Source organism: Caballeronia glebae, assembly GCF_001545035.1.
GTDB lineage: Bacteria > Pseudomonadota > Gammaproteobacteria > Burkholderiales > Burkholderiaceae > Caballeronia > Caballeronia glebae.
This window is the reverse complement of record NZ_FCOJ02000010.1, coordinates 26,973-48,406: the sequence shown is the minus strand read 5'-3', so window position 1 is coordinate 48,406 and position 21,434 is coordinate 26,973. Positions and strand designations below refer to the sequence as shown.

The 21,434-nt window shown below is 64.9% G+C and carries 21 protein-coding genes; 18 read left to right on the top strand and 3 right to left on the bottom strand.

The features are described 5' to 3' along the window. Positions 1-94: 94 nt before the first annotated feature. The 9 genes from AWB82_RS09220 (at position 95) to AWB82_RS09180 (ending at position 9,636) form a co-directional block, all read left to right on the top strand. Complete coding sequence (locus AWB82_RS09220) at positions 95-1,753, top strand: 3-(methylthio)propionyl-CoA ligase (protein WP_086966828.1); 1,659 nt, start codon at positions 95-97, stop codon at positions 1,751-1,753. A gap of 170 nt (positions 1,754-1,923) precedes the next feature. Then, the gene (locus AWB82_RS09215) at positions 1,924-4,008 is read left to right on the top strand and encodes a 3-hydroxyacyl-CoA dehydrogenase NAD-binding domain-containing protein (protein WP_086966827.1); all 2,085 of its coding nucleotides are present in this window, start codon (positions 1,924-1,926) and stop codon (positions 4,006-4,008) included. A 16-nt stretch (positions 4,009-4,024) separates the two neighbouring features. Next, the gene (gene pncA / locus AWB82_RS09210) at positions 4,025-4,666 is read left to right on the top strand and encodes a bifunctional nicotinamidase/pyrazinamidase (RefSeq protein WP_086966923.1); all 642 of its coding nucleotides are present in this window, start codon (positions 4,025-4,027) and stop codon (positions 4,664-4,666) included. Then, complete coding sequence (locus AWB82_RS09205) at positions 4,663-5,841, top strand: acetyl-CoA C-acyltransferase (RefSeq protein WP_086966826.1); 1,179 nt, start codon at positions 4,663-4,665, stop codon at positions 5,839-5,841. Before pncA ends, AWB82_RS09205 begins: the two co-directional genes overlap by 4 nt. A gap of 92 nt (positions 5,842-5,933) precedes the next feature. Further along, positions 5,934-6,236 (top strand): Dabb family protein, encoded by a 303-nt coding sequence (locus AWB82_RS09200; protein WP_086966825.1) that lies wholly within the window; start codon positions 5,934-5,936, stop codon positions 6,234-6,236. Between the two features lie 5 nt (positions 6,237-6,241). Further along, complete coding sequence (locus AWB82_RS09195) at positions 6,242-6,724, top strand: PaaI family thioesterase (RefSeq protein ID WP_086966824.1); 483 nt, start codon at positions 6,242-6,244, stop codon at positions 6,722-6,724. 28 nt (positions 6,725-6,752) lie between these two features. Beyond that, entirely contained in the window at positions 6,753-7,757 is a 1,005-nt protein-coding gene (locus AWB82_RS09190) for an NADP-dependent oxidoreductase (protein ID WP_086966823.1), read from the top strand. Positions 7,758-7,773: 16 nt separating this feature from the next. Next, positions 7,774-8,634, top strand: a complete 861-nt coding sequence (locus AWB82_RS09185) for an SDR family oxidoreductase (RefSeq protein ID WP_086966822.1) — start codon at positions 7,774-7,776, stop codon at positions 8,632-8,634. Positions 8,635-8,682: 48 nt separating this feature from the next. Beyond that, the gene (locus AWB82_RS09180) at positions 8,683-9,636 is read left to right on the top strand and encodes an alpha/beta hydrolase (RefSeq protein ID WP_086966922.1); all 954 of its coding nucleotides are present in this window, start codon (positions 8,683-8,685) and stop codon (positions 9,634-9,636) included. Positions 9,637-9,643: 7 nt separating this feature from the next. On the opposite strand, the gene AWB82_RS09175 is transcribed toward AWB82_RS09180, so the two are convergent. Together AWB82_RS09175 and ygfZ are read right to left on the bottom strand one after the other, a co-directional pair. Further along, positions 9,644-10,465: an NRDE family protein gene (locus AWB82_RS09175; RefSeq protein WP_086966821.1), complete on the bottom strand. Its 822-nt coding sequence runs from the start codon at positions 10,463-10,465 to the stop codon at positions 9,644-9,646. A gap of 10 nt (positions 10,466-10,475) precedes the next feature. Beyond that, a complete protein-coding gene (gene ygfZ, locus AWB82_RS09170; protein ID WP_086966820.1) occupies positions 10,476-11,462 on the bottom strand; it encodes a CAF17-like 4Fe-4S cluster assembly/insertion protein YgfZ in 987 nt (328 codons plus the stop codon). A gap of 104 nt (positions 11,463-11,566) precedes the next feature. Between ygfZ and mltG the strand changes: the two genes are divergently transcribed. The 9 genes from mltG to AWB82_RS09125 all read left to right on the top strand — a co-directional run bounded on the left by mltG (position 11,567) and on the right by AWB82_RS09125 (position 20,664). After that, on the top strand, positions 11,567-12,577 hold the full coding sequence (mltG, locus tag AWB82_RS09165; protein WP_086966819.1) for an endolytic transglycosylase MltG: 1,011 nt from the start codon (positions 11,567-11,569) through the stop codon (positions 12,575-12,577). Next, positions 12,577-13,197 carry a dTMP kinase gene (gene tmk / locus AWB82_RS09160; RefSeq protein ID WP_086966818.1) on the top strand — a complete coding sequence of 207 codons (621 nt, stop codon included), beginning with the start codon at positions 12,577-12,579 and terminating at the stop codon, positions 13,195-13,197. Before mltG ends, tmk begins: the two co-directional genes overlap by 1 nt. A gap of 20 nt (positions 13,198-13,217) precedes the next feature. After that, positions 13,218-14,258, top strand: a complete 1,041-nt coding sequence (locus AWB82_RS09155; RefSeq protein ID WP_086966817.1) for a DNA polymerase III subunit delta' — start codon at positions 13,218-13,220, stop codon at positions 14,256-14,258. Between the two features lie 42 nt (positions 14,259-14,300). After that, complete coding sequence (locus AWB82_RS09150; protein ID WP_086966816.1) at positions 14,301-15,086, top strand: TatD family hydrolase; 786 nt, start codon at positions 14,301-14,303, stop codon at positions 15,084-15,086. A 68-nt stretch (positions 15,087-15,154) separates the two neighbouring features. Beyond that, a complete protein-coding gene (locus tag AWB82_RS09145) occupies positions 15,155-15,943 on the top strand; it encodes an ankyrin repeat domain-containing protein (protein ID WP_086966815.1) in 789 nt (262 codons plus the stop codon). Between the two features lie 104 nt (positions 15,944-16,047). Beyond that, positions 16,048-16,404, top strand: a complete 357-nt coding sequence (locus AWB82_RS09140) for a Rap1a/Tai family immunity protein (RefSeq protein ID WP_008349679.1) — start codon at positions 16,048-16,050, stop codon at positions 16,402-16,404. A gap of 201 nt (positions 16,405-16,605) precedes the next feature. Next, positions 16,606-17,844 (top strand): mechanosensitive ion channel family protein, encoded by a 1,239-nt coding sequence (locus AWB82_RS09135; RefSeq protein ID WP_086966814.1) that lies wholly within the window; start codon positions 16,606-16,608, stop codon positions 17,842-17,844. A gap of 83 nt (positions 17,845-17,927) precedes the next feature. Next, complete coding sequence (gene otsA / locus AWB82_RS09130; RefSeq protein WP_086966813.1) at positions 17,928-19,313, top strand: alpha,alpha-trehalose-phosphate synthase (UDP-forming); 1,386 nt, start codon at positions 17,928-17,930, stop codon at positions 19,311-19,313. A gap of 280 nt (positions 19,314-19,593) precedes the next feature. Next, positions 19,594-20,664 carry a glycosyltransferase family 4 protein gene (locus AWB82_RS09125; protein ID WP_086966812.1) on the top strand — a complete coding sequence of 357 codons (1,071 nt, stop codon included), beginning with the start codon at positions 19,594-19,596 and terminating at the stop codon, positions 20,662-20,664. A gap of 99 nt (positions 20,665-20,763) precedes the next feature. On the opposite strand, the gene AWB82_RS09120 is transcribed toward AWB82_RS09125, so the two are convergent. After that, complete coding sequence (locus tag AWB82_RS09120) at positions 20,764-21,354, bottom strand: BPSL1445 family SYLF domain-containing lipoprotein (RefSeq protein ID WP_086966921.1); 591 nt, start codon at positions 21,352-21,354, stop codon at positions 20,764-20,766. Positions 21,355-21,434: the final 80 nt, after the last annotated feature.

Below are 21,434 nucleotides of genomic sequence, written 5' to 3'. Positions count from 1 at the left end.
CTGAGTTAAACGATATTGTAATTCCGCGCCCGCGGGCCTGCAGAGCGTGGCCCGGCCATCCGACCAGCATTCGCCAGATTCGAGGACCTCGCCTATGACGTCGCCGCTCTACGGCCAGATGATGGAAGTACCGCTGCTCGCGTCGTCCCTGCTGTCTCATGCCTCACGCCACTTCGGCGACAACGAGATCGTGTCGCGGCGCATCGAAGGCGATATCCACCGCTACACCTACCGCGATTGCGAGAAACGCGCGAAGCAGCTCGCGCAGGCGCTGACGGCGCTCGGCGTCGAACAGGGCGAGCGCGTCGGCACGCTCGCGTGGAACGGCTACAGACATCTCGAATGCTATTACGGCATCAGCGGCATGGGCGCGGTGTGCCATACGATCAACCCGCGTCTCTTTCCGGATCAGGTCGCGTTCATCATCGATCACGCGGACGATTCCTACGTCTGCTTCGACATGACCTTCGGCCCGCTCGTCGAACTCATCGCGCCGCAATGCCCGAACGTAAAGGGCTGGATCGCGCTCGGCGACGCCGCGTGCGTGGCGGAGCATCTGTCGAACATGAGCGTGCCGGTCATGAGCTACGAGAGCCTCGTCGGTGAGCACGACGGCGACTACGAATGGCCGCTGCTCGACGAGCGCCAGGCTTCGTTTCTCTGCTACACGTCGGGCACGACGGGCAATCCGAAGGGCGCGCTGTACTCGCATCGCTCGACGGTGCTGCATGCGTATGGCGCGGCGTTGCCCGACGCGATGGGCGCGTCGTCGAGCGATGCGATCCTTCCCGTCGTGCCGATGTTCCACGTCAACGCGTGGGGCATTCCGCACGCCGCGCCGCTCGTCGGGGCGAAGCTCGTCTTTCCGGGCAAAGATCTCGACGGCAAATCGCTCTATGAATTGATGGAAGCCGAAGGCGTGACATATTCGGCCGGCGTGCCGACCGTCTGGATGAATCTGCTCACGTACATGAAGCAGCAGAACGTGCGTTTCTCGACCTTGAAGCGCACGGTGATCGGCGGCTCCGCGTGCCCGCCCGCGATGCTGCGCATTTTCGAGGAAGAGTACGGCGTGCAGGTGATCCACGCGTGGGGCATGACGGAGATGTCGCCGCTCGGCACCTTGTCGCGTCTCACTTTCAGGATGAAGCAGCGCCCGCTCGACGAGCAGCGCCACTCGCTGGAAAAACAGGGCCACACGCTCTTCGGCGTCGACATGAAAGTGGTCGGCGACGACGGTGGCGAGCTGCCGTGGGACGGCAAGTCCTTCGGCGATCTGCACGTGCGCGGTCCGTGGGTCATCGACCGCTATTTTCGCCGGGACGACTCGCCGCTCGTCGACGGCTGGTTCCCGACGGGCGATGTCGCGACCATCGATCAGGACGGATTCATGCAGATCACCGATCGCAGCAAGGACGTGATCAAGTCCGGCGGCGAATGGATCAGCTCGATCGATCTGGAGAACATCGCGGTGTCGCATCCGCAAGTGGCGGAGGCCGCGTGCATTGCGTGCGCGCATCCGAAATGGACGGAGCGGCCGCTGATCGTCGCGGTGCTGAAACCTGAGGCGAACGTCACGCGCGAGGAATTGCTCGCGCATTTCGAGGGCAAGGTCGCGAAGTGGTGGATTCCGGACGACGTCGTGTTCGCCAATGAATTGCCGCACACCGCGACCGGAAAACTGCAAAAGGTGCGTCTGCGCGAGCAGTTTCGCGATCACGTGTTGCCGAACGCCACGGAGAATTCCGTCTAGCGCCTTTGCACGCTTCTCGAAGCCCCGGTCCGCCTTCGCGCGGCCGGGGCTTCGTGCATTTTCCGCTCCCGAATCGCGTATTCGTCTCGTTTGAACGATCGTGCTTTTTTGTGTATTCTGCCCCGATCGCCCACAATCGATCCGATATCCGGTCGACAGGAGACACCTTCATGGCAGTGGACTACACGATCCGCGGCGGCGTTGCCGTCCTTACGCTCGACAATCCGCCCGTCAACGGACTGGGACACGCCACGCGCCTCGGCATCGTCGAAGGCATCGAGCGCGCGAACGATGACGCCGACGTGCGCGCCATCGTCCTCATCGGCGCGGGCAAGGCGTTTTCGGGCGGCGCGGACATCACCGAATTCAACACGCCGAAAGCCACGCAGGAACCGACGCTCATGACCGTGATCAAGGCGCTCGAAGCGAGCGCGAAGCCCGTGGTCGCCGCGATTCACGCGGTCGCGATGGGCGGTGGTCTCGAACTGGCGCTCGGCGCGCATTACCGCATCGCCGCGCCCGGCGCGCAGATCGCGCTGCCGGAAGTGAAGCTGGGCCTCTTGCCCGGCGCGGGCGGCACGCAGCGTCTGCCGCGCGTCGTCGGGCTGGAAACGGCGTTGAACATGATCGTGTCGGGCGCGCCGGTGCCGTCGGAAAAGCTCGCGCAAACCGCGCTCTTCGACGAACTCGCCGAGGGCGATCTGCTGGATCGCGCGTTGTCGTTCGCAAACCGGGCCGCCGATCGCGGCGGTCCGTATCCGAAGGTGCGCGATCGCAAGATCGAGCATCCGAACGCCGAAGGCTTCATTCAGTTCGCGCGCAACGGCGTCGCCGCGGTCGCGAAGCATTTCCCGGCGCCGCACAAGTGCATCGATGCGGTCGAAAAAGGCGTGAAGGAAGGGTTCGAGCGCGGCCTCGCATTCGAGCGCGAATGCTTTCTCGCGCTCGTGCAGACGCCCGAGAGCCGCGCGTTGCGTCATGCGTTTTTCGGCGAGCGAGCGGCGGCCAAGATCTCCGATGTGCCGTCGAATACGCCTGTGAGAAAAATCGAGCGCATCGGCGTGATCGGCGCGGGCACGATGGGCGGCGGCATCGCGATGAACTTCCTCAATGCGGGTCTGCCGGTCGTGCTGCTCGAAACGAAGCAGGACGCGCTCGATCGCGGCCTCGCGACGATCCGGCGCAACTACGAAGCGCAGGTGAAAAAGGGCAAGCTCACGCAGGAGAAGGCCGACGAGCGCATGGCGCTCATTGCGCCGACGCTTTCCTATTCCGATCTGGCGCAGGCCGATCTGATCATCGAGGCCGTGTTCGAAGAGTTGAGCGTGAAGGAACAAGTGTTTCGCCAGCTCGATGAAGTCGCGAAGCCGGGCGCGATCCTCGCATCGAATACATCGACGCTGAATCTCGACAAGATCGCCTCGTTCACGAAACGTCCGGACGACGTGATCGGCATGCACTTCTTCAGCCCCGCGAACGTGATGAAACTGCTCGAAGTCGTGCGCGGCGAGAAGACCGGCAAGGACGTGCTCGCAACCGTCATGCAGCTCGCGAAGAAAATCCGGAAGACGGCGGTGGTGTCGGGCGTATGCGATGGCTTCATCGGCAACCGGATGATCGAGCAGTACATCCGTCAAGCGCTCTTCATGCTTGAGGAAGGCGCGCTGCCCGCGCAGATCGATCGCGCGATCGAGAGCTTCGGCTTCGCGATGGGACCGTTTCGCATGAGTGATCTCGCGGGCAACGACATCGGCTGGGCGATCAGAAAGCGCCGTTACCGGGAACAGCCGGAGTTGCACTATTCGCGCGTCGCGGACCGGCTGTGCGAGATGGGCCGTTTCGGTCAGAAGACCGGCGCGGGCTGGTACGACTATCAGCCGGGCAAGCGCGATGCGTCGCCGTCGAAAGCGGTCGACGACATGATCGTCGCGTATTCGGGCGAATGCGGCATCGAGCGGCGCATGATCGGCGATGAGGAAATCGTCGAGCGTCTCGTGCTCTCGCTCGTGAACGAAGGCGCGAAGATTCTCGAAGAAGGCATCGCCGGGAAAGCATCGGACATCGACATGGTTTATCTCGCTGGCTACGGCTTTCCGCTCTGGCGCGGCGGCCCGATGCTCTATGCGGACACCATCGGCCTCTACAACGTGGAACGCGCGATGCGCAAATACGCGCGGCAACCGAACGGGCAAGCGTGGCGGCCAGCGGCGCGTGTGACCGAACTCGCGGCCGCCGATGGACGCTTCAATGCCTGACAATCGAATCGACATGATGAAACCCGTTGAAGATGTCTTTCTCGCCGTGGACGTGCAATACGACTTCATGCCGGGCGGGGCGCTTGCCGTCGCGCAGGGCGACGAAGTCGTGCCGGTGATCAACCGGCTCTCGCGCGCGTTCTCGCATGTGGTGCTGACGCAGGACTGGCATCCGCGCGCGCATGTGTCGTTCGCCGCGAATCACGCGGGCCGCGAGCCGTTCGAGACCATGACGCTGCCTTATGGCGAACAGGTGTTGTGGCCGGTGCATTGCGTGCAGGACACGCACGGCGCGGCGCTGCATCGCGATCTGCATGTGCCGCACGCGCGGCTCGTGATTCGCAAGGGGCATCACGCGCACGTCGACAGTTATTCGGCGTTTCTCGAAGCGGATCGCGCGACGCCGACGGGTCTCGAAGGCTATCTGCGCAACGTCGGCGCGAAGCGCGTCTGGATCGCCGGACTCGCCACCGATTATTGCGTTGCGTGGTCTGCGCTCGATGCGCGCGCGGCCGGCTTCGACGTGACCGTGATCGAAGACGCGTGCCGCGCGATCGACCTCGACGGCTCGCTGGACAAAGCCTGGCAGGACATGCGCGACGCGGGCGTACGGCGCGTGAGCTCCGAAGAAATTCTTAACGCGAGGCAGACGACATGACCGATGCAGTCATCGTATCGACGGCGCGCACCGCGCTCGCCAAATCGTGGCGCGGCGCGCTCAACATGACGCACGGCGCGACGCTCGGCGGCCACGTGACCAAGGCCGTCGTCGAGCGCGCGGGCGTCGATCCGGCGCGCGTCGAGGACGTCATCATGGGCTGCGCGAATCCGGAAGGCGCGACGGGCATGAACATCGCGCGGCAGATCGCGTTGCGCGCCGGCTTGCCGGTTTCCGTGGCCGGCATGACGGTGAACCGTTTCTGCTCGTCGGGCTTGCAGACGATCGCGCTCGCCGCGCAGCGGGTGATGGCGGGCGAGGGCGATGTGTTCGTCGCGGGCGGCGTCGAATCGATCTCGTGCGTGCAGTACGAGATGAACCGCCACATGCTGACCGAGGGCTGGCTGAACCGGCACAAGCCCGAAATCTACTGGTCGATGCTGCAGACCGCCGAGAACGTCGCGAAGCGCTACGGGATATCGAAGCAACGGCAGGACGAATACGGCGTGCGCTCGCAGCAGCGCGCGGCGGCGGCGCAGGCCGCGGGCAAATTCGACGATGAAATCGTGCCGATTACCGTGCTCGCCGGCATCGCCGACAAAGCGACGGGACGCATGTTCACGAAGGAGGTGACGCTCGCCGCCGACGAAGGCATCCGCGCCGACACGACGCTCGAAGGCGTGTCCGGTATTCGCACCGCGCTGCCCGGCGGCGTCATCACGGCGGGCAACGCGAGCCAGTTTTCGGACGGCGCGTCGGCGTGCGTCGTGATGAGCGCGACACTCGCCGAAAAGCAGGGGCTCACGCCGCTCGGCATTTTCCGCGGCTTCGCGGTCGCGGGCTGCGAGCCCGACGAGATGGGCATCGGTCCGGTGTTCGCCGTGCCGAAGCTTTTGCGGCGCGCGGGCTTGTCCGTCGACGATATCGACTTGTGGGAACTGAACGAAGCGTTCGCCGTGCAGGTGCTCTATTGCCGCGACAAACTGGGCATTCCCGACGAGCGCCTGAACGTGAACGGCGGCGCGATCGCGGTCGGGCATCCGTATGGCGTGTCGGGCGCGCGTCTGACGGGCCACGCGCTCATCGAAGGCAAGCGGCGCGGCGCGCGCTTCGTCGTGGTCACGATGTGCATCGGCGGCGGACAGGGCGCGGCGGGGCTCTTCGAAATCGTGTGACGGTTGGGCGTCGGGTGGGCGTCGATCGCGCGTTGTTCGGCGCACGGCGATTTTTGCTACGCTTCAGGTCTCGTTCGATAACAGGAGTCGCCGTGCTACGTCACATCGTCATGTGGAAGCTGAAGGAAAACGCCGAGGGCGCGAGCCGCGCCGAAAACGCGCAAAAGCTCAAGGCGAAGCTCGAAACCTGCCGCAGCATCGTGAAGGGCCAGGGGCATTTCGAAGTGGGCACCGCGCAACCGGGCTTCGACTGCACGTATGACGTCGTGCTCGTGTCCGACTTTGACGACAAGTCCGCGCTCGAAGCGTATCAAGTGCATCCGAAGCATCAGGCGCTGAAGGACTTCGTCGCGGCTATCCGCGAAGAGCGGCAGTGCGTCGACTACGAAGTGTGAACGCAATGTCCTCTTCCTCCGATAAACCGGCGAACAACGTCGCCCTCGAAAGCCCGTTCATCGACTCGCTCGGCGTCGAACTTCTCAAGGCGCAGGACGGCGAAAGCGAAGTGCGGCTGCCGCTTCGCGACGAGCACATGAACACGTGGGGCATCGCGCACGGCGGCGTCACGATGACCCTGCTCGACGCATCGCTCGCGCTCGCCGCGCGCAGTGTCGCGGGCGATGGCATCGGCGTCGTCACCGTCGAGATGAAGGTCAATTTCATGCAGCCGGGGCGCGGCGAATTGCGCGGTTACGGCCGCGTATTGCATCGCTCGACGACCATGGCCTATTGCGAAGGCGAGATTCGCGACAGCGAAGGCCACTTCGTCGCGAAGGCACTCGGCACGTTCAAGTACATGAAGCGCCTCGCCGTCGGGCGCGACATCGTCAGGCAGAAGATGCGTTCCGACCCGAAGGCGACGCCGGGACCGAGCGACGCCTGAATCCCATTCGAACGAAGGAGAATGCGCAATGGCAGACGCACAGATCAACCGTCAGATTTTGCTCGTGTCGCGCCCGCAAGGCGAGGCGTCGGTGTCGAATTTCAAGCTCGTCGAAACGCCGCTCGCGCCGCTTCAGGACGGCGAAGTGCGCGTGCGCAATCACTATCTGTCGCTCGATCCGTACATGCGCGGACGCATGGACGACGCGAAGTCTTACGCCGCGCCGCAACCGCTCGGCGAAGTGATGATCGGCGGCACCGTGGGCGTCGTGACCGAATCGCGCAATCCGGCGTTCAAGGCGGGCGATAGCGTCGTCGGCATGTTCGGCTGGCAGGAATACGGCACCTCAGACGGCCACGGACTTAACAAAGTCGATGCCTCGCGCGTGCCGCTCTCCGCGTATCTCGGCGCGGTCGGCATGCCGGGCATCACGGCCTGGTACGGACTGAATCGCATCATCGAGCCGAAGGCGGGCGAGACGGTCGTCGTGTCGGCGGCGAGCGGCGCGGTGGGCAGCGTCGTCGGGCAACTGGCGAAGGCGGCGGGATGCCGCGCGGTCGGCATCGCGGGCGGCGCGGACAAGTGCCGCTATGTCGTCGAGACGCTCGGCTTCGATGCTTGCGTCGATTACAAGGCGGGCAATCTTTACGAGGATCTGAAGGCCGCGACGCCCGATGGCGTAGACGGTTACTTCGAGAACGTAGGCGGCGAAGTGCTCAATGCCGTGCTCGCGCGCATGAACGCGTTCGGGCGCATCGCGCTGTGCGGAATGATCTCCGGTTACGACGGCAAGCCCGCGCCGATGAACGCGCCCCGGCTCCTCCTGACGCAACGGCTCAAGCTGCAGGGTTTCATCGTCTCCGAGCATCTGGATATCTGGCCGCAGGCGCTGAAGGAACTCGGCGAGCGCGTCGCGACGAAGAAGCTGCATTTTCGCGAAAGTATCGCGCAAGGACTCGAAAATGCGCCCGAGGCGCTGCTGGGCCTTTTGCGCGGAAAGAACTTCGGCAAACAACTCGTGAAACTCGTTTAATCGCGAAGGCACGCACGTGGATCGCTTCGAAGGCAAGGTCGCCGTCATCACCGGCGCGGGCAGCGGATTCGGCTGCGAGTTCGCGAAAAAGGGCGCGGCGCTCGGCATGAAGCTCGTGCTCGCCGATCTCGACACCGCCGGACTCGCCGCGACGGTGGACGCCGTGCGCGCGGCGGGCGGCGACGCGATCGGCGTCACGACCGACGTGTCGGACGCCGTTCAGGTGCAGGCGCTCGCGCAAGCATCGCTCGATACCTACGGCGGCGTGCATATGCTCTTCAACAACGCGGGCGTCGGCGCGGGCGGCTTCGTCTGGGAGAACAGCGCGAACGACTGGCAATGGGTGTTCGGCGTGAACGTGATGGGCGTCGCGAACGGGCTGCGCGCGTTCGTGCCGATCATGCTGGCGCAAAACGAGCCCGCGCATATCGTCAACACGGCGTCGGTGGCGGGCCTGCTCGCCGCGCCCGCGATGGGCGTCTACAACGCGTCGAAGCACGCGGTCGTCGCGTTGACCGAGACGCTGCATCACGACTTGCGGCTCGCGGGCGCGTCGTCGATCGGCGTGTCGCTTCTGTGTCCCGCGTTCGTGCCTACTGGCATCGCGGATGCCGAGCGCTCGCGGCCCGACGCGCTCGCCAACGACGCGCCGTACACCGCCTCGCAAAAGCTCGCGGCCCGGCAACTCACGCGCGCGGTGGAGGGCGGCAAGCTAACCGCGCGCGACATCGCCGAGCTGACGTTCGATGCGGTGCGCGAAGGGCGCTTTTACGTCATCACGCATCCGGGCATCATGCCGTCGGTGCAACTGCGCCTCGACGACATCGCGCAGCTACGCAATCCGACCGATCCGATGTCGCTGAAACGTCCGCGTTGACGGCGCGGTTCGTGGCATCATCGTGTCCCTTTGACGCTTCTTCCGCCGATGCCGCTCAATCCCAAGATCGCGCAAATTCTGGAGATGGTCGCGCGCGCGAATCGACCGCCGTATCACACGCTCACGCCGCAACAGGCGCGCGCCGCCTACGCGATGAGCGCGCAGATTCTCGATATCGCGCCGTTGCCCATGCACGGCGTCGAAGATCTGCGCATCCCCGCGCGCGATGGCGAAACGATCGGCGTGCGCGTGTATCAGCCGGTCGAGCCGAGCTGGGCCGAGCCCGCGCCAGCGCTCATGTATCTGCACGGCGGCGGCTTCACGGTCGGCAGCGTGGCGACGCACGACGCGCTGTGCCGCAAGCTCGCGCACGACGCGGGCTGCGCGGTCATATCGGTCGATTATCGGCTCGCGCCCGAGCATAAATTTCCCGTCGCGGCCAACGATGCCTTCGACGCGCTGCAATGGCTCGCGCGCGAGGCGGCAACGCTCGGCATCGATGCCGAGCGCCTCGCGGTCGGCGGCGACAGTGCCGGTGGCACGCTCGCGATCGTGTGCGCGTTGCTGGCGCGCGATGCGGGCATTCATCTCAAGTTGCAACTGCTGATCTATCCGGGCACGAGCGCGTGGCAGCAGAGCGCATCGCACGCGCGCCTCGCGGACGGCTATCTGCTTTCCGGCGAAACGATCCAGTGGTTTTTCGCGCAGTATCTGCGTGACGATCGCGACCGCGACGACTGGCGCTTCGCACCGCTCGATGCGGCGCGCGGCGTGCCGGATTTGACCGGCGTCGCGCCGGCGTGGATCGCGGCGGCGGATCACGATCCGCTTTACGACGAGGACATTGCCTTTGCCGCGAAGCTCGAAGACGCGCGCGTGCCGGTCACGCTCATGCGCTACGAAGGCATGATTCACGAGTTCTTCAAGATGGGCGGGTTCGTGCCGGAAGTGGCGGCCGCACACGCGGACGCGGTGATGGCGTTGCGCGCGGCGTTCGAGTGATTCCCCGTCAGCCTTCGATTTCGAACGCGAACGCCTGCTCGAACGCACCCGGCCTGACGACGCGATGCGAGCCGTCGTCGTCGCTACGCTCCTTGATCGCAAGCGCCAGGCCGCGCGCCGCCGGGCTCACCCGCAAGGCCGTCGTGCTGCGCGTGCCGTAATCGGCCGTTTCGATAAACGCGGCCGACAGCACGCGCTCCCGTTCGATCGAAATCCCCGTCGATGGCAGATGCTCGTCGTTCGCGATGCGCGGGTCGCGCAAAGTCTCGATGAGCACGTCGAGCGACGGATGTTCATCGGCGTGAATCAGATCGCACAGCGCCTCGCGCTGCGCGACGAGCTTCGGCCACGGCGTATTCAACAGGCTGTTCGATAAGCCGTGCACGCCCGCATCGAGCAAGGCGGGCGGCGCATCGGCGCGATTGCCGTACCAGCCCAGCTCGCGCCGCGTGAAGTCCGCGCAAAGCAGATTGAAGCCGTTATACCGATGACCTTCCCGCGCCACGCCCCTCAGATAGTCGAGCGGCGCCATGCGCTCGCCGGCGAGAAAAGCGCTCACGAGCGCGCCGCGCGTCGGCGCATCCGGCTGCACTTCGAGCGGCGCGCGATAGTTGGTCAACGCCGCGAACCGCCCGTCGCGCGACACGCCGAGCCACGTGCCGCCGCCCATCAGATCGCGGCCCGCGAGCACGCCCGGCGCATCGTGCCACCAGTGCATCGGTTGAGCGTCGCGGCGAAAGAACTCGTCGCGATTGGCCGAGAGCGTCAGCAACGCGCGGCCGTTATTTTGCGACGCCGCGGGCTGCCAGTCGAAGACGATCAGACACATGCGCTCGACCTCAGGCGTCGGCGGGAAAAGCGTAGGGCAGCGGCACGAAAGCGAGAGCGGGACCATCGGCGGAACCGACGTGCACCGAGCCGTATTCGAGCGCGGCGAGCTTGATCTCGACGAGACAATCCACGCCGCCGTGCTCGCCGGGCGCCGCGTTGACGACGAGCCCGCACGGCTGGCCGGGATCCGCCGAATGAAAGAGCTCGGCGCCGGGCGTTGCATGATCGACGTGCGCGAGCGCCGTGCGCCGCTTGATCGTGCCGCGATACTGACTGCGCGCGACGATTTCCTGCCCCGGATAGCAGCCCTTCCTGAAGTTCACCGCGCCGAGCACGTCGAAGTTCACCATCTGCGGGACGAACTGCTCGACGGTCGCGTGCGTGATGCGCGGCTCGCCCGCGTGGATGTCGAGCCAGTCCCACATCTGCTCGGGCACGCGCTTCAATTTTGCGTCGAGTTTCGCGAGCTGCGCCTCGACGTCAGCTTTCGGGCCGACCCACAGGAAGCGCGATCGATGCGCCGCGTCCGGCACGCGGATCAGCGAACCGTGCGGGCCTTCGACCTTGACATGCACGCCGTCGGGCAGCGCATCGAAAATGCCGGAGAGCGCCGCGCGAACGTCGCCCGCGAAGCCGACCGCCGCCACGTCGGGCGTCGCGTCGGTGAGCTTCGCCTTCGCGCGCAGCACGAACATCGAGAGGCGTTTCTGCACGGCGGCCTGCACGTCGTGCGCGATCAGCAGGCGCACCGCGTCGGCCGTGCGCCACATCAGAAACGAGCCGATGAGCCGGCCTTTTGGCGAGCAGTAACCCGCGAGACGCGCGGTCGATGCGTCGAGGTGCTGGACGTCGTTCGTGAGCTGGGTGTGCAGGAAAGTGGCGGCGTCCTCACCCTTGACGTCGATCACGCCGAACTGGGTGAGCGGCATATACGCGCCGGCGGTCTTGACGGAATCGAAGTCTGAAGCGGCGGGAGCGATGGTCTGGGAATTCATGAGTCGACGGGCTGTCAATCCTTTCGGTAAGGCGCAGGCCCGGGAATGCGGCTCTGACGCAGGCGGCAAGTTATTATATTGGTCTTATCTCAAGCGTGTTTCGCATGTCCTTTCTGAAGAAATGCGTCGTGGCAGCGGTGCTCGCCGCCATGCTCGCGGCGGCCGTCGCGGGCGGTGTGTACTGGTGGGCCAACCGGCCCATGGAATTGCCAACGCCCGAACTCGACGTCACCATCAAGCCCCACAGCAGCCTGCGCAGCGTGAGCGCCCAGTTGAATCGCGGCGGCGTGCCGATGGAACCCGAGCTCTTCGTGCTGATGACGCGCGTGCTCGGCCTGTCCGCCCAGCTGAAGTCCGGCAATTACGCGTTCAAGACCGGCATCACGCCTTACGAGGTTCTGGCGAAGATCGCGCGCGGCGACGTCAACGAATATGTCGCGACGGTCATCGAGGGCTGGACGCTCCAGAAAATGCGCGGCGAGCTCGACAGCAATCCCGCGCTCCAGCACGACACCGTCGGCATGACCGACACCGACCTGCTGCGGGCGATCGGCGCGGCCGAAGTCGACAAGGCGTCCGCCGAGGGCCTGTTCTTCCCCGACACCTATCTCTTCGACAAAGGCACGAGCGATCTCGCCGTCTACAAGCGCGCGTACCGGCTGATGCAGGCGCGCCTTACCGAAGCGTGGTCCGCGCGCGCGCCGAATCTGCCTTATAAAACGCCTTACGAGGCACTCGTCATGGCGTCGATCGTCGAGAAGGAGACGGGGCGCGCGGCAGACCGGCCGCTCGTCGCCGCGGTGTTCGCGAACCGGCTGCGCATCGGCATGCCGTTGCAGACGGACCCCAGCGTGATCTACGGCCTCGGGCCGGCCTACGGCGGAAAACTCCGGAAAAAGGACCTGCAGACGGACACTCCGTACAATACCTACACGCGCATGGGCCTGCCGCCGACACCGATCGCGCTGCCCGGCGTGGCCGCATTGAACGCCACGCTCAATCCCGCCGCGAGCAACGCGCTGTATTTCGTGTCGCGCGGCGACGGCAGCAGCTTCTTTTCCGACAATCTCGGCGACCACAACAAGGCCGTCGACAAATACATCCGGGGTCAATGATGGCGCGCGGCAAGTTCATCACGTTCGAAGGCATCGACGGCGCGGGCAAGACCACGCATCTGGACTGGTTTCGCGAGCGGCTGGAGTCGAAAGTCGAGCCGGGCGGGCATCGCGTCGTCATGACCCGCGAACCGGGCGGCACGCCGCTCGGAGAAACGCTGCGCGGCATCCTGCTGAATCAGCCGATGGACCTCGAAACCGAAGCGCTCCTCATGTTCGCCGCGCGCCGCGAGCATCTGGCGCAAGTGATCGAACCGGCGCTTTCGCGCGGCGACTGGGTGTTGTCGGACCGCTTCACGGACGCAACTTTCGCGTATCAGGGCGGCGGCCGCGGCCTGCCGCGCGACAAGCTCGAAGGGCTCGAACGCTGGGTGCAGGGCGGTTTCCAGCCCGATCTGACCGTGCTCTTCGACATTCCGACGGAAACCGCGAGCGAGCGCCGCTCGGCCGCGCGCGCGCCGGACAAGTTCGAGAGCGAGTCGGAGGCGTTTTTCGAGCGCACGCGCGCCGAATATCTGCGCCGCGCGGAGGAATCGCCGCAGCGCTTTTTCATCGTCGATTCGACGCGAACCATCGGCGATATTCGCAAAAAGCTCGAAGAAGTCGTGGCAAGTCTCTGATTTCAAGAAAGAATATATCGATGATCTATCCCTGGCAAAGCGACGACTGGAAGCGTCTCCAGCAATTGCGCGCGCACTGGCCGCATGCGCTGCTGCTGCACGGAGAAGCGGGCATCGGCAAGCTGCAATTCGCCCAGCATCTCGCGCAGGGACTGTTGTGCGAGACGCCCGCCGCGAATGGCGAGCCGTGCGGGACGTGTCCGGCGTGCCGGTGGTTTTCGCAAGGCAATCATCCCGATTACCGCGCGGTGTTGCCCGAAGCCCTCGCGGGACTGGCCGCCGGAAGCGGCGACTCGGCCGATGCGCCCTCCGATAAAGCCGACGGCGACGAGGGCAAGAAGACACGCGCGCCCAGCAAGGAAATCAAGATCGAGCAGGTGCGCGCGCTGCTGGATTTTTGCGGCGTGGGCTCGCATCGGGGCGGCTTGCGCGTCGTCGTGCTGTTTCCGGCCGAGGCGCTCAACGCGGCGGCGGCGAATGCACTGTTGAAGACGCTCGAAGAACCGCCGTCGGGCGTCGTTTTCCTGCTGGTGTCGGCGCGCGTCGACCGGCTCTTGCCGACGATCATCAGCCGCTGCCGTCAATGGCCGATGAGCGTGCCGCCGTCGAAGGAAGCGGGCGCATGGCTCGCGTCGCAAGGCGTCGACGATCCCGCGGCCGTGCTCGCGCAGGCCGGCGGCGCGCCGCTTGCCGCGCTCGCGCTGGCGAACGACGAGAACCGCGCCTTGCGCGACTTCACGCTCGCGCAACTCGCCGCCGGCCCGAACTGCGATGCCTTCGCATGTGGCGAGAACCTGCAGAAGCTGCCGGTGCCGCTCGTGCTCGGCTGGCTGCAGCGCTGGCTCTACGATCTGCTCGCGCAGCGCACGGCGAGCCGCCCGCGTTATTTTCCCGGCGCGGCCAAGGCGCTCGTCCGTTGCGCGCAAAGCGCCGATCCGGCTGCGCTCGCGCGCTACATGAAGACCGTCACGCGGCAGCGCGCGGTGGAAAATCATCCGCTGAACGCGCGCCTCGTGTTCGAGGAACTGTTCATTGGCTATCGCGGAATCTATACGGCCTGAAAACATCTAGCCGCGACGCAAGAATTGCATTAAGGAGCACCGATGTTCGTCGATTCACACTGCCATATCAACTTCGAAGGGCTGGCGGACCGTCTGCCCGACGTGCTCGACAAGATGCGCGCGCATTCGGTCACGCACGCGCTGTGCGTGTCGGTCGATCTGGAGACGCTGCCTTCGGTGCTCGCGATCGCCGAACAGTACGAGAATGTCTATGCGTCCGTCGGCGTGCATCCGGATCATGAGGACGCGCAGGAGCCGAGCGTCGATGAACTCGTCGAGCTGGCGGCGCATCCGAAAGTTTGCGCGATTGGCGAGACCGGCCTCGACTACTATCGGCTGGAAGGGCGCAGCATCGCCGAGATGGAATGGCAGCGCGAGCGCTTTCGCACGCACATTCGCGCCGCGCATCGGACGGGCAAGCCGCTCATCATCCACACGCGTTCGTCGTCGGACGACACGCTGCGCATCATGGAGGAAGAGCGCGCGGACGTGCCGGGCGGCGTCATGCATTGTTTCACCGAGCCGTGGGAGATCGCGCAACGGGCGCTCGCGCAGAATTTTCACATCTCGCTGTCGGGCATCGTCACGTTCAAGAAGGCGACGGAGGTGCACGACGTCGCGCGGCGCGTGCCGATCGAGCGCTTGCTCATCGAGACCGATTCGCCGTACCTGGCGCCAGTGCCGTATCGCGGGAAGCCGAATGAACCTGCTTACGTGAGTTATGTCGGACGTTTCATCGCGCAGTTGCGCGAGCAGCCGGAAGAGACCGTGGCGCAGGCGACCACCGATAACTTCTTCCGGCTCTTCAAGATCGCGCGGCCCGTCTGAAAGCGGCCGGCCCGCGCGCAAAAACCAGTTTCAAGGCAATCCGAAGGTCACTTATGAACAATTCCCCGATGAATTCCACTCCGTGCGCAGCGAGCGCGCCAAACGTTTCCCGCGCCCTCGATGCACGCGAAACACGTAAAGGCGCGGCCGTGCGCGGTCTCGTCGCGGGCGCGCTGCTCGCGGCCTGCACGATCGCTCAGCCGGTCTGGGCCGCCTCCGTGGACTCGCTCATCAAGGCGGTCAAGTTCGACGACGTATCGGCCGTCAAGAAACAGCTCGCGCAGGGCGCGGACCCGAACACGGTCGACAACACCGGCACGCCGATCATCGTGATCGCCGCGCGCGAGAAGTCCGACAAGGTCGGGCAGTTGCTCGCCGACAATCCGAAGACCGATCTCGAAAAGCTCGACCCCGCCGGCGAAAACGCGATGATGCTCGCCGCGCTCAACGGCGACGCCACCTTCGTGAATCTGCTGATCGCCAAGGACGCCGAAGTGACCAAGAAAGGCTGGACGCCGCTGCACTACGCGGCGACCAACGGCCATGACGATATCGTGAAGATTCTGGTCGATCATTCGGCCTATATCGACGCGGGATCGCCCAACGGCACGACGCCGCTCATGATGGCCGCGCGCGGCGGGCATCTTTCGACCTGCAAGCTGCTGCTCGACGAAGGCGCCGATCTGCGCGTGAAGAACCAGCTTGGCATGACGGCAGTGGATTTTGCCCGCAAGTACAACGAAAAGGACGTCGCCGAAGGTCTGCAGGCGCGCCTCGATTCGATGCCTCAAGGTGCCGCCGGTGGCGCGGGCGGTGGCGGCGGCGCTGCGCAAAGCGGCTCAAACGGTGCAAAATAACGGCGCGACATTCGAGTCCAGGGGCAAACGCGGTCAGGCGCGGCCGCGCGTTGCCCTCAACCCGTTGCTCCAATCGAGCCGCCGCTCAACATAAAAGGAAGACCATGCTGCGGGAATTCGTCCTCGCCTGTGCTCTCGCGACGCCCGTCTGTGCGTTCGCGTTTACGGGCAACGATCTGAACAAGCTCTGCACCAAAACGGATCCCAACTCGCGGACTGCCTGCGCGGCCTATATCGAAGGCGCGGCGGACGGCATCTACAACACGATCGAGGCGATCGGCGGAACCTCCGGGCCGCAGGTCGGCCAGTACTTTTGCCTGCCGGCGGACGTGAAGCCGCAGCAACTCACGGACGCGGTGCGCAAGTACATCGCCAATAATCCCGATAAAGCCGACTTCAACGCGACCACGATGGTCTCGCTCGGCCTCGGCAAGGCGTTTCCCTGCAAGGCGGAACGCTAAGCGCATCGTGACCCGCGACGCCACCGCGCGTCCTGGCGTCTTGCTCGGCTCACGCGATGAACGCGACGGCCGCGCCCGGACGACCGTCGCGGCTGCAATCCGCTGCATCCGCTGCAATCGGCAGCATCCCGCATCGGCGCGATGCGACCGCCGTATCCACCTCGCCGCTTTCACTTTATCGAGGCCGATCCCGCGACGCTCATGCTCTCATTCGACCACTTCCTCGATCTCGCGGAACGCCCGCTCGGCACCTGGCCTGGCGCGCTCGTCGTGCTCGTCATCGCGGTGACGGCCGCCGTGGGCGCGCATCGTGTCGGCGCGCGCATCCTCGTGCGCCTCGCGCGGCCTTATCCGCTGATGAGCGTTGTGCTGCGCTACGTCGACACGCCCGCGCTCATCCTGCTCATCATTCTCGGGATCGGTTTCGTGATTTTCGAGGCGCCCGATACGCTGCCGTTAATCGGCGTGCTGCGCGATGTCGAAACCGTCGCGCTCATCGTCGCGCTCACGTTTCTCGCGGCGCGCTCGGCGGGCGCGGTGGGCGAGGCGATCGTGCAGGCGCATCCGCTCGACACCGACGACAACCTGAACGCCCGCCGCATCCACACGCAGGCGCGCGTGCTCGCGCGCTCGGTGATGGTGGTGATCGTGATCATCGGTTTCGGCGGGGCGCTGATGGCGTTTCCGAGCGTGCGGCAGATCGGCGCGAGCCTGCTGGCTTCGGCGGGCGTCGCGGGACTGGTCGCCGGTATCGCCGCGCGGCCGGTGCTCGGCAATCTGATCGCGGGCTTGCAGATCGCGCTGTCGCAGCCGATTCGTCTCGACGATGTCGTCGTGATTCAGGGCGAGTGGGGACGCGTCGAGGAAATCACGGGCACGTATGTGTCGATCCGCATCTGGGATCAGCGGCGGCTCATCGTGCCGTTGCAGTGGTTCATCGAAAATCCGTTCACGAACTGGACGCGCAACAGTTCGCAGATCATCGGCACGGTGTTTCTGTACGTCGATTACCGGATGCCGATCGCGCCGCTGCGCGAGGAGCTGGAGCGCATACTCGCGCACGCGCCGGAATGGGATGGCCGCGTGCAGGTGCTGCAAGTCACCGACGCCACCGATCGCGCCATGCAACTCCGCGTGCTCGTCAGTTCGTTCGATTCGGCGTTGAACTGGGATTTGCGTTGCCGCGTGCGCGAAGGGCTCGTGAACTTCGTGCAGGCGGCGTATCCGCATTATCTGCCGCGCGCGCGGGCGGATTTGTCGACCGACAAGGACACTCATGTCGATTTCGCGCCGCCGCTCGAAAGAGCGGACGCGGCGCACGCGGCGAGCACGGCGAACACGCCCGCCGATCCGGTCGCGAGCCGCGGCGAGCAAACCGGGCCCGATCCGAGGGCGCACGCGGCGGCGTCCACGGCGCCGGGTGCGGCCGAAAAGACATGACGGAAACCCGCGCGGCGTTTTCCGGTCGAAAATTACAGGTTTATGCTGAAAACAGTAACGTCTGAAGAGGAAAGGGAAATTCTATGAGCCGTCTCGTCGTCGTATCGAACCGGGTCGCCACGCCGACCGAAACCAAGGGCTCAGCGGGCGGCCTTGCCGTCGGCGTCTTCGGCGCGCTGAAGGACAGCGGCGGCGTCTGGTTCGGCTGGAGCGGCGACGTCGTGAGCGAAACCGTCGCGAATCAGGGGCCGAAGCTCGAACAGGACGGCGCAGTGACCTTCGCCACCGTCGGCCTGCCGAAGAAGGACTACGACCAGTACTACCGCGGCTTCTCGAACGCGATGCTGTGGCCCGTCTTCCACTATCGCAACGATCTCGCCGTCTACGAGCGCGAAGAATACGCGGGCTACCGGCGCGTGAACGCGTGGCTCGCGCACAAGCTCATCAAGCTGCTCGAACCCGACGACATCATCTGGGTCCACGACTATCACATGATCCCGTTCGCCGAAGCGCTGCGCTCGGCGGGCATCACGAACCGCATCGGCTTCTTTTTGCATATTCCGTTTCCGTCGCCGCAGATTCTGTTGAACATTCCGCCGCACGAGGAACTGGTGAAATCGCTGTGCTGCTATGACGTCGTCGGGTTTCAGACCGAAAGCGATCGCGTCGCGTTTCACGATTACATCATCCGGCACGCGCACGGCACCGCGACGCCCGACGGCCACGTCGAAGCGTTCGGCAGAAAGCTGCGGACGAATGTTTATCGGATCGGCGTGTTTCCCGATGAAATCGCCGAACAGGCCGAGCGCGGCGAGGCGCGTCAGGACGTGATGGATCTGAAGCAGAGCCTCGAAGGCCGCAAGCTCATCATGAGCGTGGACCGGCTCGATTACTCGAAGGGACTCGTCGAGCGCTTTCGCGCGTTCGAACATTTTCTGGAGAAGTCGCCCGAGTGGCGCGGCAACGTCACACTCGTGCAAATCGCGCCGCCCACGCGCGCGGATGTCGAAACCTATCAGCAGATCCGTCAGAACCTGGAGTACGAAGCGGGGCGCATCAACGGGCGTTATTCCGGGCTCGATTACACGCCGATCCGCTATCTCAACCAGCGCTACGACCGCTGGAAGTTGATGTCGCTCTTTCGCGAATCGCAGATCGGTCTCGTCACGCCGCTGCGCGACGGCATGAACCTGGTCGCGAAGGAATACGTCGCGGCGCAAAATCCCGGCGATCCGGGCGTGCTCGTGCTCTCGCAATTCGCCGGCGCGGCCGATGAAATGACCGGCGCGGTGATGGTCAATCCGCACGATATCGTCGGCACGAGCGAGGCGATCGGGCGGGCGCTCGCGATGCCGCTCGCCGAGCGCCAGGAGCGCCACGAAACCAACATGACCGCGCTGCGCAAGAACAATCTCGGCGTATGGCGCGACGATTTCCTCAGGGATCTGCGCGGCGACGCCAAGCCGTAACCGTCTCGCTGTAACCGTCTCGCGAAACGATTGTTTCGGCCCTGTAACAGAGCGATGAAAGTGCAAGCGACGGCCGCGACGGGCGCGTTCGCACTCGATAATGCGTTCATCGTGCCGGCGATATCCGGCGCGCGACAGGCATCGACGGAGGGCGCAAGAGAGAGCTGACGCGTAAGGGCAAACCTCCTTGGCCGCCCTTACGCTTCGCTGTCATACTCGACGCGCCGCCGCTGGCATGCGAAGTCCGCCGCAAGTCGATATCCGCATGGAGACGAGAACGATGAGAATTGCCCAGATTGCTCCGCTGACCGAATCCGTGCCGCCGAAGCTCTACGGTGGAACCGAGCGCGTCGTGTCGTACCTTACCGAGGCGCTTGTGGAACTCGGTCATGACGTGACACTCTTCGCAACCGGCGATTCGCAAACCAGCGCCAGCCTGGAACCCGTGTGGCCGCGCGCGCTGCGGCTCGATCCGGCGATCCGCGATCGCATCGCGCCGCACATGTTGCTGATGGAACTCGTGCGCCGCCGCGCCGAAGAGTTCGACGTCCTGCATTTTCACATGGACTATTACTCGTTCTCGCTCTTCAAGCGCCAGGACACGCCGTTCGTGACGACGATGCACGGCCGCCTCGATCTTCCCGAGCAGCAGCCCGTGTTCGACACGTTCAACACCGCGCCCGTAATCTCGATCTCCGATGCGCAGCGTCATCCGCTGCCGCAGGCGAAGTGGGTCAGCACGGTTTATCACGGGCTGCCCGAAGCGCTTTACGTGCCGCAGCCGGTGGAGCAGAAGTATCTCGCGTTCATCGGACGCATCTCGCCGGAAAAACGCGTCGATACGGCGATTCGCATCGCGGGCCGTTGCGGTCTGCCGATCAAGATCGCCGCCAAGGTCGACTTCGCCGATCACGAGTATTTCGAGCGCGAAATCGCGCCGCTGCTGAAGTTGCCGTATGTCGAATACGTCGGCGAGATCAACGACAATCAGAAGGCGGAATTCCTGTCGGGCGCACATGCGCTCATGTTCCCGATCGACTGGCCGGAGCCGTTCGGCCTCGTGATGATCGAAGCGATGGCATGCGGCACGCCGGTCATCGCATTCAATCGGGGCTCGGTGCCGGAAGTGGTGGACGAGGGCGTCTCGGGCTTCATCGTCGAGGACGAAATCGGGGCGGTGGCCGCGGTGAATCGCCTGCATACCTTGTCGCGCGAGCGCGTGCGCCAGCGCTTCGAGGAGCGCTTCACGTCGCACCGCATGGCGCGGCAATATCTCGAAGCCTATCAGTCAGTCGTGCGCGCACAAAAGCGCGCGCGCTTCAAGGTGATCGATCGCGCGACGACGCGCTGATCCGATCCTCCGGCAAGCAAAAAACCGCCGTGCGGCGCGACCCCGAAGGTCGCACCACACGGCGGTTTTGCATGTGCCGCGAGAGAAGTCGCGATGCGCTCAGTTCTTGAGGCGCGACACCTTCGTGCCTTGCAGCGACACGTCGGCCATCAGGCCGGCGTTGGTCAGCACAATGGCTTCGACAGGTTTCGTGGCGGTGGTCGTGTCGATCACACCGTTCGCGCCCATCTTCACCAGCGCCACCGATGCGTCCGCGCCCGCCGACCAGCCGTCGGAATTGCGGAATTTGTCGAGCGCATCTTGCGTCATGAACAGGAAGATCAGCGCCTTCGATTGCGCGCCTGCCTGAAGGCCGAACGAGCCGGAGGTCGTGCTGTAGTAACCGACACTGCTGCCGCCTACGCGCAGCGCGCCCTTGCCGTACTGCGCGCCGACGATGAAGCCGGCCTGAAGCACCGACGGGAACACCAGAACGCCGCGCGCTTTCGAGACCAGCTCGCGCGAGCCGCCGACGGTGGAATAGAGACGCTGAATCGTGCTGTCGACATCTGCGTCGATGGAACGACGTTCATCGGGGGCGCCCGCGGCCGCTTCGGTGCCGGCGTTCCGGTTGGCCGTGCAGCCGGCAAGCGCGAGGCCTCCCAGCGCCAGAACTGCGGTCGACTTGAGCATGAAGTTTCGTCTTTGCATCATTGTTCTCCATCGTGGAATTTAGGAAACCCCATAGAGCGGGAGGGTAAGGCACGCAAAGTTATAGCACAGCAACTTGA